Origin of the sequence: Collinsella sp. TF08-11AT (genome assembly GCF_003437035.1) — a bacterium.
Classification (GTDB): Bacteria; Actinomycetota; Coriobacteriia; order Coriobacteriales; family Coriobacteriaceae; genus Collinsella.
This window is the reverse complement of record NZ_QSRL01000022.1, coordinates 1-14,230: the sequence shown is the minus strand read 5'-3', so window position 1 is coordinate 14,230 and position 14,230 is coordinate 1. Positions and strand designations below refer to the sequence as shown.

General features: G+C 57.6%; 10 protein-coding genes. 6 read left to right on the top strand and 4 right to left on the bottom strand.

The window, feature by feature from the left end:
• Positions 1-103: 103 nt before the first annotated feature.
• Both DXC79_RS09770 and DXC79_RS09765 read left to right on the top strand, forming a co-directional pair.
• Positions 104-1,348 (top strand): radical SAM/SPASM domain-containing protein, encoded by a 1,245-nt coding sequence (locus DXC79_RS09770; protein WP_117636050.1) that lies wholly within the window; start codon positions 104-106, stop codon positions 1,346-1,348.
• Positions 1,332-2,966 carry an ABC transporter ATP-binding protein gene (locus tag DXC79_RS09765; protein ID WP_084591801.1) on the top strand — a complete coding sequence of 545 codons (1,635 nt, stop codon included), beginning with the start codon at positions 1,332-1,334 and terminating at the stop codon, positions 2,964-2,966. The genes DXC79_RS09770 and DXC79_RS09765 overlap by 17 nt, the downstream gene beginning before the upstream one ends.
• An 898-nt stretch (positions 2,967-3,864) precedes the next feature.
• Here DXC79_RS09765 and DXC79_RS09755 read toward each other — a convergent pair.
• Positions 3,865-4,383 carry a hypothetical protein gene (locus DXC79_RS09755; RefSeq protein ID WP_124786586.1) on the bottom strand — a complete coding sequence of 173 codons (519 nt, stop codon included), beginning with the start codon at positions 4,381-4,383 and terminating at the stop codon, positions 3,865-3,867.
• A 142-nt stretch (positions 4,384-4,525) separates the two neighbouring features.
• Positions 4,526-5,824 (bottom strand): ATP-binding protein, encoded by a 1,299-nt coding sequence (locus DXC79_RS09750; RefSeq protein WP_117856218.1) that lies wholly within the window; start codon positions 5,822-5,824, stop codon positions 4,526-4,528.
• Positions 5,825-6,117: 293 nt separating this feature from the next.
• Here DXC79_RS09750 and DXC79_RS09745 point away from each other — a divergent pair, with 293 nt between their 5' ends.
• Positions 6,118-6,336, top strand: a complete 219-nt coding sequence (locus DXC79_RS09745; protein WP_117584253.1) for a transposase — start codon at positions 6,118-6,120, stop codon at positions 6,334-6,336.
• A gap of 144 nt (positions 6,337-6,480) precedes the next feature.
• On the opposite strand, the gene galE is transcribed toward DXC79_RS09745, so the two are convergent.
• The gene (galE, locus tag DXC79_RS09740) at positions 6,481-7,542 is read right to left on the bottom strand and encodes a UDP-glucose 4-epimerase GalE (RefSeq protein ID WP_117564856.1); all 1,062 of its coding nucleotides are present in this window, start codon (positions 7,540-7,542) and stop codon (positions 6,481-6,483) included.
• 268 nt (positions 7,543-7,810) lie between these two features.
• On the opposite strand from galE, the gene DXC79_RS09735 reads away from it, so the two are divergent.
• Positions 7,811-9,016, top strand: a complete 1,206-nt coding sequence (locus tag DXC79_RS09735) for a hypothetical protein (RefSeq protein WP_117636049.1) — start codon at positions 7,811-7,813, stop codon at positions 9,014-9,016.
• Positions 9,017-9,238: 222 nt separating this feature from the next.
• On the opposite strand, the gene murB is transcribed toward DXC79_RS09735, so the two are convergent.
• Positions 9,239-10,201, bottom strand: a complete 963-nt coding sequence (murB, locus tag DXC79_RS09730; protein ID WP_117636048.1) for a UDP-N-acetylmuramate dehydrogenase — start codon at positions 10,199-10,201, stop codon at positions 9,239-9,241.
• 183 nt (positions 10,202-10,384) lie between these two features.
• On the opposite strand from murB, the gene DXC79_RS09725 reads away from it, so the two are divergent.
• Together DXC79_RS09725 and DXC79_RS09720 are read left to right on the top strand one after the other, a co-directional pair.
• On the top strand, positions 10,385-11,413 hold the full coding sequence (locus DXC79_RS09725) for a LacI family DNA-binding transcriptional regulator (protein ID WP_055252182.1): 1,029 nt from the start codon (positions 10,385-10,387) through the stop codon (positions 11,411-11,413).
• Positions 11,414-11,617: 204 nt separating this feature from the next.
• The gene (locus DXC79_RS09720) at positions 11,618-14,146 is read left to right on the top strand and encodes a phosphoketolase (protein ID WP_117636047.1); all 2,529 of its coding nucleotides are present in this window, start codon (positions 11,618-11,620) and stop codon (positions 14,144-14,146) included.
• Positions 14,147-14,230 lie beyond the last annotated feature (84 nt).

Sequence of the window (14,230 nt, the reverse complement as noted above, 5' to 3'; positions counted from 1 at the left end):
TGCGGAAACGCGGGGTCCGTTCAGGCTGTTGCGTTGAGATTGAAAATCAACCAAACTGTCGCAATTTAATGTGGTGCATGAACATAACGGAAGTCTTCTTATCATGAATGCGCGAACCGGCGGCATCCTGTCGTTAAATCCGGAATACGCGCAGAAATTCAAAAGGATTCAAGAAGGGGACGTTCGGGATGCCGATGATCTTGTCGCGGAGCTGATAAGGGGAGGCATCCTAGTCAATGAGGAGAGGGACGAGCTTGGGGAGATCAGGTTGCAAAGTCGCGCCGCGCGCTTTGCGAATACTGCTCTGTCCCTTACCATTGCGCCAACGATGGCTTGCAACTTTTGCTGTCCCTACTGCTATGAAAAGGGACAGGCGTACACGACGATGGGCGAGGAGGTTTTGACACAGCTCTCCAAGTTCGTGAAAGATTACTATCCTGGTATCGCAAGTCTCTCAGTTGGATGGTACGGCGGCGAGCCTCTGCTCGGAATGAAGATGATCGAACGGATTACGTCGGATCTGAAAGATGTCGTGGGGCCAACGTGTGAATATTCCGCATCGATAGTGACAAATGGCTATCTGCTGACGCCTGATGTTGCAAGGAGGCTCGCGGCATGTGGTGTGACGAGCGCGCAAGTGACTATAGATGGATCGAAGTCGGATCACGATTCGAGAAGGATTCTTCACGACGGAAGCCCTACATACGAACGTATTCTCAAGAACGTCAAAGAGTGTGCCGACATCATCGATATTTCGATAAGGAGCAACGTCGACAAGACCAACATCGAGGCCGCTCAAGAGCTATTGGATTATCTCGAGCTAAATGGCCTGATGAATAAGGTTCACTTCTATTTAGCCCCTGTTGACGATATCAATCAGGTATGTGCGAACGACAGCCACTGCTTTACTGTAAAAGAGTTCTCGTATGAGGAGACTGAGTTTTATAAAAGGGCAATTGCGCGGGGCTTCAAAGTTCAACCTTTTGGTGGGACGAATTTCGGGATATGTTGCGCCGTTGGAATCAACTCGTACGTGGTTGATCCCGTCGGAGATTTGTATAAGTGCTGGGATGACATTGGAATGAAGGAGCGGAGGGTCGGAACTATTTTCGAGCCGCCAATGTTGAGCAAGAACATGATTAACTGGATGGCATATGAGCCGGATGACCCGGAATGCCAAGAGTGCTTTGCTTTTCCCATGTGCATGGGAGGGTGCCCCAACCACGCCTTAAACGGTGAGGGGAAACGTTGCGTTTCCTTCCGGTATGATGCCGAGCAAAAAATGCTGCTCTCCCAGATGATGAATACGGCAAAACGGGGTGCGGGGCAAAATGAGGCTGATGCTTAATCTCTGTAGAAAATATATACTGGGCGGTCGATTCTACGCCTATCTTGTCGTAACAGTTTTGGTCGGGCTGCTTGCGCTTGCGGGTCCCTTTCTTACCGGCATAGTGGTAAACCGATTGGCGATGCCGGCCAGCGCCGATCTTGCCGCCGTTCTCGTTTGTTGCCTTATTTTGGTTGCGGTCCAAGCGGTTCGAGCGGGACTAGTGTATTGCTCAGAGATGCTGTACATCAACCTTCAGTCGCATGCGGGGTTCGGCTTAAATGCGGATACGCTTGAGCACGTGAAGCACCTTCCCCAGGCATTCTTCGAGGGCTTCAACGCGTCGTATTATAACCAGCAAATCAATCACGACGCTAATGACCTTGTCATCTTCGTAATCAACTCGGTTGTGGGGGTTTCAAGCAACGTTATCACCCTTTTGTCCGCCCTGTTTGTTCTCGGTAGCCTGAATATCAAGTTGAGTGTGGTCTGCCTTGTTCTTGCGGCAGCGAGTGCCGCTTTTTATGCGGTTTCACGCGCAAGGCTGTTTGAGAGAAGTTTTGACGTACAAGAGCAGAGCGCGAGGTTTTTTTCCTGTCTACAAGATCAGTTGGAGAAAGTTGATTTCATCCGCAAACATGCTTTGTTCGATAGGTCCCGCGCTGTACTGGTCGAAGCTTTTAATGGGCTCTATCCAACGATGAGAGCAAATCAGGAAGTAGGGTCTAGATTTACCTTTGGCAACGCGTTGGTCGCTTCCGCCGCTCAAGGATGTCTTCTTGCTGTGGGCGCGGTTGAAGTGATGGGCGGGAGACTGTTGCCTGGTTTTCTCGTGACTGCTGTTGGATATTATTCGAACTTAAGCTCAGCGGTACAGTATTTGTTGGGCTGGGGAAGGGATTACCAGACTAATCGCGTATGCTATGAGCGGCTGAAAAGAATTTGGGATGTCCCGGTGGAAGCGAATGGCAAATTGGCGCTTGGTCCGATTGAGGAAATCCGTCTAGAGAACATCAAGCTACGTTATCCAGGGGCGGAAAGGGTCGCGTTAAGCATTGAGGGGCTCGCGTTTTCCAGGGGTCGGCTATATGGAATCTCGGGGCCGAATGGTTCGGGGAAGAGCTCGCTGCTGTCAGTGATATTGGGGCTATATCCAGATGACACAGAAGGGGCCGTTCGCTACAACGGGGTGTCACAGCGTTGCATCGATCGATATGCATTGCGGCGGTGTCGAGTCAGCATTACGGAGCAAGAACCCCCTATCGTTGAGGGGACGATTCTCGATAATCTTACGCTGCTTTCTGATGATTACGAGATGGATAAGCTGAATCGGATGCTTGTCATATTGGGGCTAGACGAAATGGTTGCTTCTGTGGAGAACGGGGCAACGGCGATGCTTGACGGCGGGAAAGGAGGGGTGTCCGGCGGCGAGAAGCAAAAGATTGCAATTGTGAGACAGCTGTTGAAATCGCCGGACGTTATGCTTTTTGATGAACCGACCTCAGCACTTGATGCGAAGAGTCGAGGCGCGCTGATCAAATTGCTTCATGAAATTAAGAGAGACCATATTGTAATCGTTGTCACTCATGACGAGGAGATGCTTGCCGCCTGTGACGAGGTCATTTCGACGGCTGGATGATTATCGGATTGTGGCGTTGAAGACCAAGAAACTTGAAATGGCGTGGGCTCTGGGTAGGTCTCCACGGGTACGCCGTCGGTGCTGTACTCGACCGCCCGGCAAGAAGGTTTTATAGCGTGTTTCCCCAGAGAGGTCCCTTTGTCCGGTAGTGGCGAGGGGAGCCTCTCTTTTGCTCACCTCTTGCGGCGGAGGGGGACACCATGCGCCTATGCAGGACAAACTGCGCGTTCTTGTCGAATGATGGGCTATGTGTAGAGATGATGGTCTCGGGTAGAGGCCGTGTCGCGCTCGGCTGCGATGAGCCAGGCAATTCAATCTTCATCCGGGAGGGCCTTGGCAAGACAAGCAGGGCGAAGACCTTGGCGACGTTCGGGAGCCGTGTGGCGCCCGGCTCCACGCTCATCCACGACATGGAGCCGGGCGCCACACGGCTCCCGTCAACAATCTGTCACTGAAGAGCCAGCACTACAACGCGAAGCTGCTCAAGGGCGTTCCCGACGGCCAGAACCCGCTGGGGCCCGTGAACCGGATGCGCTACTTCATGCAGTGCTTCCTGAGGGCTCATCCCGGCTCCAACCGGGACGACATGCGGGGCTGTGGCTATGAGTCCGCCCGAGGACAAGCTTGAGAAGGTCGCGATGGTGCTCGATCGGGCAATGCGATACCCGAAAACGCTCAGGTTCAGGCAGTTCTATGCAAGAAAGCCCAGTTCAGATGAGTTCGACGAGCAATATTTATCAACACAGTGCAAGGGGGGGATTATATTTGTATTTCATCCGTGTTGAGCTTCACACGGTGCGCGACTCATCGCAAACTGGCGGGCGCAGCGGAAAGAAAACCGACTGCAGACGAACGATCGATATCGGGAGCAAATAGCCACCGGATGCTTTTCGGTCTCCTACGCGTCGACCTCCGCGATTTCTTCTGCGTCTCGCCAAGTTGAAAGGAGCGATGTCGAAAACTCCTTTTCGGTTAGCGTCAAGACATCCTTCACGCAAAAACCTTTCAATTTGTCAGGAAGCCCAAAACGCGCTTTTTTCCTAATCGAGCTGGCAACCCGCTTCAACGCGGTCTTGTTCTTGTCCTCGTTGTATACCAAAACAAAGACGCAGTGCTCGCGAAACCATCTCGTCCTCTTTCCCCACAGGTCCGAGCAGATCAAAACGCTGTCCTTGCACTTCTCGATGAGGGCGTCCCTTTGGCCAAGATTGATACCAAGCTCTTCGTCATCCTTGGGATTGAGCCTCTTCCCCAGCGTCTCCTTCAGACTGCCGTTTTTAAATTCGACTAGATATAACGTTTCCCGATCGCAATACAGCGCATCGGCGGAGCGCGGGAGTTGCATCCACCTATTGACCTTCTTGCAGTAGCATTCTTTAACAGAGTCAAAATTGACAACAGGCAAATCGTCATCCACAAGAGAGACGCTCCCGTCTCTGGATGTTTTGGAGATGGTCGACGTGCAGTCCCTTAGGATACAGGTCCTGCAACGGGAGCAACCATCGCTGCCATCTGGCACCGCGGGAGAGTTCGGATGAGGGCAGGAGGCGCACAGGTCGCTACTCAAGGCCGTACTCCTCCCTCTCAAGCGTATCAAAAGGAGCCGCCAGCTTCTCGTAGGCGACCTCAGTCGAGCCGGTTATATCGGCAAAGCGAGAGCGTCCATCAGTGCAGGTCTCCGCAAGATAATATGAGCACAATCCATCAACAGCGTGCTTCTTAGAATACACTTCGATCGCATTCAGGAAATATGGACTATGGGTGCTCATTAAGACGTGCATCCCGAGCTCTTTCTGGAGCAGCACGATTATCTCGGCGAAGGCCAGCTGCCATGCAGGATGAAGATGAATCTCGGGTTCATCGAGGATAATAGTCCCTCCGGCATCTAGCGCGCCGGACTTCAAGAGCACCTTCATGATGGCGAACGTCTTCAAGCCAGCAGAAAGGTTCCCAGGCTCCAACCCCCGAGCGAAGCCCTCTTCGAGATACGTAAGGTGACCGCGACTTTCGCTCCTCTCGAAATGCCCCGGACATAAGGAGGAAACCTTGTCCATGAGAACCTTCAGGTGTCGCTCCTTCGCGATCTCTTCGAACAGCGAGGACTCGCTGTCATCGTTACGGATGGTCGCCTGAATCAAATCTTGCCGCAGCTCCTCCTGGTGTCCAAGGAGGGGCTTGAACCGAAAAGCGGGGCCGTAGGGTCCTCCGAGAGAATCGATCAGGAACGGGTCGTCCAGATAATGCGCCCTGAATCGCAAAACCCTCCTATCGTGCACCTCCGCCACCTCGTCACTTGCAACCGAGAAAACCGTAGATGCGTCCTTTATCTGGAGTTCGACCTTCCCGGGCTCTTCGCCGAAAACCGAATTGATCTGGCCGTTGAACTCGCTTCGGAACCTGTTTGTCGCAATCGCACGAAATACCTCATCATCGGAGATATCCATGATCTCGATAATCTGATCGGCAACTCCTGCTACGCCATTCGTGAAATCGGATTCGATCTCACGGGAGATCTCCTCCCCGTAATACTCCTTTATCTCATCAATAAGCTCGTCCCTCGTGCACTCGCCCGAAAAAACCCTGTCGATGAAACTATTCATTCTTCCAGCAGTTCGCCTGTGGCGAGACGTGGAGTCGAGAGGGCTTCCCACATATGCCTTCCTGATGGCGCGCTCAACACTATTGCGCCTCATGCGGTCGATTTTGTTCTCCGAATCGGACATGCTGTTGAAGGCCGCATAAAGCGCTTTTCCAACCGTGCTTTTCCCCGTCCCGTTCTCCCCGGCGATCACGGCAATACCATTAATCTCGATATCGGCCTCAGCGACCCTGCCGATGTTTTTCATCTTGATTTTCAATGCATATCACCAGCTCTAAACTCGCGAGACTCAATAGCTCGATTATCGCACAGAGAGATCGACTTCTCGAGGACTCCCTAAATGGAACGCGCGGTGAGGACATGGCTCGCCGCCGTCCGCTTCGCGTTCGCGCGGGGGAAGGTGACGACCAGGGACCTCTCCGGGCTCATCGAGAGGAGCGCCAGATTCTCCTCGTCCATTTGAACTGTATCGTATTCAAGGACACTTGACTTAGAGGAATGGCGTTGAGCGGCGATAATCGTTTCAGCGCCAAAAAGAAAGGAGTGTCAGTCATGGCAGACGGGCCCTCCTACACAGCGGGGTACCGCGCCGAGGCCGCAGACTTCGCCGCCGCGTCGGGGAAGCCCATCGCCCAAGTGGCAGCCGACCTCGGCATCAACGAGAAGACCCTGGGAAGATGGGTGACGGTCAGGAAGAAGGAGCTGACCAACCACCCGGTCGCGGCGGCCGCAAGTGCATGCGCGAGCTCGAGCTCGAGAACGAGTTCCTAAAAAGCCCCGACCTCACATTGGAGGCCGGGGCCAGTAGATTTTTGGGACATGTCTAGAAATCTACCCATGCAGGAAGCGGCATGTGCCGAGCATGTCGCGTGCTAGGTTTTGAGGCATGCCACAAAACCTAGCACGGGGGAGTGGCTACTCGGCGTCGGCGAAGCCGTTGGGGTTATGGCTCTGCCAATTCCAGCTGTCGCGGCACATGTCCGCGATGTCGTACTGGGCCTTCCAGCCCATCATGCGTTCGGCCTTGGAGGCATCGCACCAGTTGGCGGCGATATCGCCGGCACGGCGCTCGCGAATCACGTAGGGCAGCTCCTTGCCGCAGGCCTTGGAGAAGGCGGCGACGACCTCGAGTACCGAGGTGCCGGTGCCGGTGCCCAGGTTAAAGATCTCGACGCCGGTCTTGCCGTTCATCCAGTTGAGGGCGGCAACGTGACCGGATGCCAGGTCGCACACGTGGATGTAGTCGCGCACGCCGGTGCCGTCGGGGGTGGGGTAGTCGTTGCCAAAGACCTGAACGGCCTCGAGCTTACCGACGGCGACCTGGGCGACGTAGGGCACCAGGTTGTTGGGGATGCCCTTGGGGTCCTCGCCGATCAGGCCCGACGGATGGGCACCGATGGGATTGAAATAACGGAGCAGCACGACGTCCCACTCGGGGTCGGCGGTGTGGACGTCCATGAGGATCTGCTCAATCATCCACTTGGTCCAACCATAGGGGTTGGTCGCGGGCTTCTTGGGGTCTTCCTCGGTGACGGGCGGATTGTCCGGATCGCCGTAGACGGTCGAAGAGCTCGAGAAGATGATGGACTTACAGCCGTGGTTGCGCATGACATCGATGAGCACCAGGGTGTTCTCGATATTGTTGTGGTAGTACTCGACGGGCTTGCTCACCGACTCGCCAACGGCCTTAAAGCCGGCGAAGTGGATGACGCGGTCGATCTGGTGGGTATCGAAGATCTTGTTCATCGCATCGCGGTCGAGCACGTTGGCCTCGTAGAAGGTGAGGTTCTTGGCGGCCTCGTCGCCCACGATGGTCTTGACGCGGTCGATGGCAACGGCGCTGGAGTTGGAGAGGTCATCGACGACGACAACCTGGTAGCCACCCTCGAGCAGCTGAACGACGGTGTGCGAGCCGATAAAGCCGGCGCCGCCGGTAACGAGGACGCAGGTGTCTTTGGGGTCGAGTGCTTTGGACATGTAGTCTCCTATCGAATCAGGAACACTTCTTGAGGGGAGTATAGCGCAGCTGGGGGCGCCCAAAACACGCGGGGCAGGAAAACCAGAGGATTGATGTTAACGTACTCATAGGGTGTTATTTGCATAATCCTTACCTTTGGTGTGGGACGTATTTGCGAGCCGCTGACCATGCTTTTCCAGCCGTTCGTGGAAATAGTTGGGACAAGCGCGATGTGCGTTAATATGTTTGAGTTGAGCGACATATAAATAAGCATGTAACGGAGTACATATGTCACCAAACAACGATTCCATCTTTACGCAGGAGCTTTCGCGCCGCACTGCCCTTAAGGCTCTTTTCGGCGCCGCTTCTGCGGCTGTTCTTTTTGGCCTGCCCGCCCGCGCCCATGCGGCTGAGGCCAGTCAAGAAACCACCGACAAACTGAATGCCGCCCAGGCCCAACTCGACGAGGTTCAGGCCCAGCTCGACAGCATCGCAAATGAGTATGCGGCGCTGGCCAACAAGAATGCCCAGACCCTCAACGACATCGAGAATGTCCAGGGCAAGATTGACGACACGCAGGCCCAGATCGATGAAAAGAAGGCCGAGCTCAAGAAGAAGCGCAACGACCTTTCCGATCGCGTGGCCGCCAGCTACAAGTCCGGCGGTACGAACATCCTGTCGCTGCTGCTGGCCTCTGGCTCGTTTGAGGAACTCGTCGCCAACGCGCATTACGTTGAGAAGATCAACAAGAGCGACCGCGATGCCATCGAGGATATCCAGACGATTCAGGCTGAGCTCGACGCGCAGAAGACCGAGCTCGAAGCACAAAAGGCCAACCTGGAGAAACTCAAGGACCAGCAGACGGCTCAGATGCAGGATATGCAGGCCAAGCAGCAAGAAGTCCAGACCGTGCTGAACGGTCTTTCCGACGACGTCAAGGAGCTCATGGCTCAGCGCGATTCCGAGATTCTCGCTGCCGCCCAGGCCGAGGAGGCCGCTAGGAAGGCCGCCGCTGCCGCGGCCGCCGCGAACAAGAACAATTCCTACTCGGGTGGTTCGAGCTCGGGCGGTGGATCGTATGCGCCCGGAACTCCGCAGCAGAATGCCGGCTCGGGCAAGCAGCAGGCCGTCGTCAACGCGTGCTACTCCACGCCTTCGCCGGGTCAGAACTGGTGCGCGGCGTGGGTTACCAATGTCTTCCGCAATGCCGGCGTGGGCTATTTTGGCGGCAACGCGTGTGACATGTTCAACGCCTGGTGCTATAGCTCCGACCGCTCGGCGCTGCAGGTGGGCATGATCGTGGCCGATTCCTCGCACAGCGGCACGGGTGCTCCGGGCCTTATCTACGGTCATGTGGGTATCTACGTTGGCGGCGGCATCGTAATGAGCAACGAGGGCGCCATTACGTCTAAGTCGCTTGATTCGTTCATTAGCTTTTATGGTACTGGCTCTGGCGTGCGTTGGGGCTGGCTTGGCGGTATTGCGCTGTCGTAAAGCCGACTGGGCCGCGTGCCCGCCCGCAATATATTTGATTGCCTGCTCGGGCAGTCCTGCGCAAGACGAAGGCCACATTAAGTGGCCTTCTTTGCGTGCGGAACTCGCGATCAATCAAATATATTGCGGGCGGGCACGCGGCCCTCTCGGGTTCGGGGCGCTACGCACCGGATTGGTTGTCTGAATAAAAGAAAGTGAAGGCCCCTTTCGGGGCCTTCTTTTTTAGAGGAATTCGCCGACTCGGTGGACTTCGGGTTCGAGGTCTACGTCGAATTGGTCTTTGACGGTTGTTTGGATGTGGCGGATGAGTTCGTCGACATCGGCGGCGGTGGCGTGGTCGGCGTTGACGATGAAGCCGCAGTGCTTTTCGCTCACCTGCGCGCCGCCGATGGCGTGTCCTCGCAGGCCGGCGTCCATGATGAGCTTGCCGGCAAAGTAGCCCTCGGGGCGCTTGAAGGTGGAGCCGGCACTCGGCATGTCGAGCGGCTGCTTGTCCTCGCGGCGCTGGCGGTAGTCGTCCATGTCGGCCTTGATCGTCGCGGCGTTGCCCGGGGCGAGATTGAAAGTGGCCGAAAGCACGACGAAACCGTCGTCGGCAATGCGGCTCTTGCGATAGCCCAGGTTGAGCTCATCGACATCGAACTCAATAATGCTGCCGCTACCGCGGGTGCCGTCGTCGAGCATGCGGGCGGGCTTGTAGACGCGCACGGACTCCAGCACATCGGCCATGCAAGCGCCGTATGCTCCGGCGTTCATGTAGCAGGCACCGCCGACCGATCCGGGAATGCCCGAGATGGGCTCCATGCCGGTAAGGCCGGCCTCGGCTGCCGCGGCTGCGACATCGGAAAGCAAGGCGCCGGCTGCCGCCGTGACGTGCGTGCCGTCGACCGTAATGTCGGAGAGGCCCTCGCCCAGCGCCACGACGACGCCGCGGATGCCCTTGTCTCCGACGAGCAGGTCCGAGCCGTTGCCCACGATGGTGAGCGGCAGATCACAGCGATAGCAGGTGTCAAGCGTGGCGACGAGGCCCTGCTCGGTATCGGGCGTGACAAAGACATCGGCCGGGCCACCGATCTTAAACGTGGTGTGCTCGCGCATGGGCTCGCTCATCAACACGTTGTCCTCGCCGGCAACGCCAGCGAGCGCGCACAGCAGGTCCTCGTTAAAAAAGTCGTTCTCGTGCATACGAATATCCGCCTTTTGGTGGTCGTTCTCATCAATCGATTGCAATATACCCCACCCAGATGTATTTGGTGCGCTGGCGGCGATAAAACTGCCGTCCACCGGATTGATAAAGTGTTTATCATCGAGGTAGAGGGGCAGTCGCTATACTTTCAAGAGATTGCGCGTAAACCCGGAAGGAGCGAGATGGCCAACAAAGTCACCCTCAAGCAGATTGCCCAAGAGGTGGGGCTTTCCCCTTCGTCGGTCTCGCTTGTTCTCAATAATCGGCCCTGTCGCATCTCGGAAGAAAACCGCAAACTCATCAAGGAGGTTGCGGCGCGCAATCACTATGTTCCCAACCAGATCGCGCGCAGCCTGGTCATGCGCGAGTCGCGCACCCTGGGCCTTATCGTCCCCAACATCGAGAGCCGCTTTTTCGCCTCGCTCGCCGGCAGCTTGGAAAAGCGCTGCCGCGAGGACGGCTACGCGCTTTTTATTACCAGCTCGGGCGGAAGCGCCGATGACGATCTGGAGCTGCTGCGCCAGCTGGTGACGCGCGGCGTTGATGGCGTCTTCCTGGTGGTAGGTGACGAGTTCTCCGACGACCGCGCCCTGCGCGAAGAAGTCAGCCACCTGCCCATCCCGGCCGTAATGGTCGACCGTGCCATTGAGGGGCTCGAGTGCGACAAGGTGATGTTCGACCACGAGATGGGTGGCTACATGGCTACCCGATATCTGATTGAGCAGGGCCACCGTCGCATCGCCTGCCTGGTTAACGCGCGCCGCTCCAATACGGGCCGCAAGCGACTTGCCGGCTATGAACGCGCGCTGCGCGAGGTTGGCCTGCCCATCGACGCGCGCTTGGAGTTCGAGAGCGAGTACTACATTCCGAGTGCCTACGAGGCCTCGGAGGCGGTGCTCGCAACCGATGCCACCGCCGTGTTCGCAAGTTCGGACAACATCGCCCTCGGTTTGCTCAAGCGCTTGCACGAGATGGGGAAGAGCATCCCGGGCGATATCTCGGTGGTGAGCTATGACAACTCGGCTGCCGACGTTCTCTTTGAGCCGGCGCTGACCGCGATCGAGCAGGATCCGGGCGTGCTTGCCGAGCATGCCTTTGGTTGCATGTCCAAACGTCTTGCCGGCAAGGGCGGCAGGCGTGCCGAAGAAGTGGTTCTGGAGCCTGCTCTCATTGTGAAGGGCAGCGTTCTAGAACTTACTAAATACAACTAAACATGTTTATCAATTCGAGAAGATCGAATGTGGAGCATCTGTGACAGGTAATGCCGCAGGTGAATGTTGCGTTTTGCCAATTGGTGTGTTTGATAGAGATGGTAAAACGTTTTTTCACCATGATAAAACGTTTTAGCAAATATACTAGTCCCAACGAATGGTTGCCGTATCGGAGGGTGACCGCGCAGCGAAGGGACATAAACAATGGCTAAAACACTGGGGACGCCGTGGCAAAAGCTGGGGCACGAGGTGCCGGCTTCCGAGCTCGAGGGTGTCGATCTGTATTGGCGCGCTTCGAACTACCTGTCCGTCGGTCAGATCTACCTTCGCTCCAACCCGCTGATGCGCGCTGACTTTGTCGACGATAAGACTGGCGAGGCGCGCGACTTCGGTCGTCCGGACGTCAAGCATCGCCTGGTTGGTCACTGGGGCACCACGCCTGGCATCAACTTCCTGTTCGGCCACGTCAACCGCCTTATTGCCGATCACAACCAGAACGCCATTTTCTTGATGGGCCCGGGTCACGGTGGCCCCGCCGGCACCGCCCAGTCGCTGCTCGACGGTACTTACCGCGAGATCCGCCCCGACATCACCAATGACGAGGCCGGCCTGCAGAAGTTCTTCCGCCAGTTCTCCTATCCCGGCGGCATCCCGAGCCACTTTGCGCCCGAGACGCCCGGCTCCATCCACGAGGGCGGCGAGCTCGGCTACACGCTCAGCCACGCTTACGGTGCCGTCATGGACAACCCGAGCCTGCTGGCCGTGGCCGTGGTGGGCGACGGCGAGTCCGAGACCGGCCCGCTCGCGACTTCTTGGCAGTCCAACAAGCTCGTGAACCCGGCAACCGACGGTATCGTCCTGCCGATCCTGCACCTCAACGGCTACAAGATCGCCAACCCCACCATCCTCGCCCGCGTGTCCGACGAAGAGCTCACCAAGTTCTTTGAGGGTATGGGCTATAAGCCGCACTTCTTTATCGCCGGCTTTGACGACGAGAGCCACGCAAGCATCCATGAGCGCTTTGCCGCCCTGTTTGAGCAGGTCTTTGACGAGATTTGTGACATCAAGGCCACCGCGCAGGCCCAGGCTGCCGCGGGCGAGACCGTGGTCCGCCCGGCCTACCCCATGATTGTGTTCCGTACGCCCAAGGGCTGGACCTGCCCCAAGCAGATCGACGGCAAGAAGACCGAGGACTCCTGGCGCGCCCATCAGGTGCCGCTGGCAAGCGCCAAGGACACTCACGAGCACTTCCGCGTGCTGCGCGAGTGGCTGCGCTCCTACAAGCCCGAGGAGCTCTTTACGCCCGAGGGCCAGGTGCGCCCCGAGGTAACGGCCTTTATGCCGACCGGCGAGCTGCGTATTGGCGCCAACCCCAACGCGAACGGCGGCAAGGTGCGTCGCGAGCTCGAGCTGCCCGATATCCACGCCCACGAGATTCCCGTCGCCGAGAAGGGCCATGGTTGGGGCTCCACCGAGGCTGCCCGCGTCTTTGGTGAGTACACTGCCGACGTTCTGGCCAAGAACATGGACGACTTCCGCATCTTCGGTCCCGACGAGACCGCGTCCAACCGCCTGCAGGCCGCTTATAAGGTGACCAAGAAGCAGTGGGATGCCGGCTTCTACGAGGACGAGGCCAACGACGAGCTGCTCGCTGGCTCCGGCAAGGTTGTCGAGCAGCTGTCCGAGCACCAGTGCGAGGGTTTCCTCGAGGCCTATGTGCTCACCGGCCGCTCCGGCGTGTGGAGCTCCTACGAGAGCTTTGTCCATGTGGTCGACTCCATGGTCAACCAGCACTGCAAGTGGCTCGAGGCTACCAAGCGCGAGATTCCGTGGCGTGCCCCCATCAGCGGCCTCAACATTTTGCTGTCGAGCCATGTTTGGCGTCAGGACCACAACGGCTTCTCGCACCAGGACCCCGGCTTTATCGACCTGCTACTCAACAAGGCCAACGACACGCACATCGTGAACGCCTACTATCCGGCCGACGCCAACATGGCTCTCGCCGTGGCCGAGCGCGTCTACCAGTCCACCGACTGCGTCAACGCGATCTTCTGCGGCAAGCAGCCCGCCCCGACCTTCCAGACGGTCGACGAGGCAAAGGCCGAGCTCGCCGAGGGCGCCGCAACCTGGAAGTGGGCATCGACCGCTGACTCACTCACCGAGGCCGACGTCGTGGTCGCCACCTGTGGCGACGTGCCGACGCTCGAGGCTCTGGCTGCAACCGATATGCTGCGCGAGTTGGGCATCAAGGTATGGTTCGTCAACGTGGTCGATCTGCTCAAGATTCAGAACGTCTGCGAGAACGACCAAGCCATCAGCGACGAGCGCTGGGCTGAGCTGTTTGGCTGCGGCGAGAAGCCCGTGCTCTTCGTGTTCCACGCCTATGCCGGCACGATTCGCCGCCTGATCTGGAACCGCCCCGGACACGACGCGTTCCGCGTCCACGGCTACGAGGAGAAGGGCTCCACGACCACGCCGTTCGACATGCTGCGCCTGAACAACATGGACCGTTGGGCTTTGGCCGCCGACGTGCTGCGCATGGTCGACGCCGATAAGTTTGCCGAGCAGATTGATGAGTGGGAGGCCTTCCGCACCGACGCCTTTGAGTTCGCGTGCGACGAGGGCTTCGATCACCCGGCCTTTACCGACTGGGTCTGGCCCGACGCCGCTGCCGCAACCGCAGCCGACGGCGCGCTCTCCGCAACGCAGCTAACTGCCGGCGACAACGAATAGCATCCGGGACGGTCTCGCGCTGGGGCCGCCTCCGGGCGGGCGCCTTCCTCTGAGAAGTGGGCTTCGCGAACTTCTCAGAGGAAG

Coding starts and splice junctions, on each gene's coding strand:
- DXC79_RS09770 (WP_117636050.1), top strand. CDS start 104: ATGAATGCGCGAACCGGCGGCATCCTGTCGTTAAATCCGGAATACGCG.
- DXC79_RS09765 (WP_084591801.1), top strand. CDS start 1,332: ATGAGGCTGATGCTTAATCTCTGTAGAAAATATATACTGGGCGGTCGA.
- DXC79_RS09745 (WP_117584253.1), top strand. CDS start 6,118: ATGGCAGACGGGCCCTCCTACACAGCGGGGTACCGCGCCGAGGCCGCA.
- galE (WP_117564856.1), bottom strand. CDS start 7,542: ATGTCCAAAGCACTCGACCCCAAAGACACCTGCGTCCTCGTTACCGGC.
- DXC79_RS09735 (WP_117636049.1), top strand. CDS start 7,811: ATGTCACCAAACAACGATTCCATCTTTACGCAGGAGCTTTCGCGCCGC.
- murB (WP_117636048.1), bottom strand. CDS start 10,201: ATGCACGAGAACGACTTTTTTAACGAGGACCTGCTGTGCGCGCTCGCT.
- DXC79_RS09725 (WP_055252182.1), top strand. CDS start 10,385: ATGGCCAACAAAGTCACCCTCAAGCAGATTGCCCAAGAGGTGGGGCTT.
- DXC79_RS09720 (WP_117636047.1), top strand. CDS start 11,618: ATGGCTAAAACACTGGGGACGCCGTGGCAAAAGCTGGGGCACGAGGTG.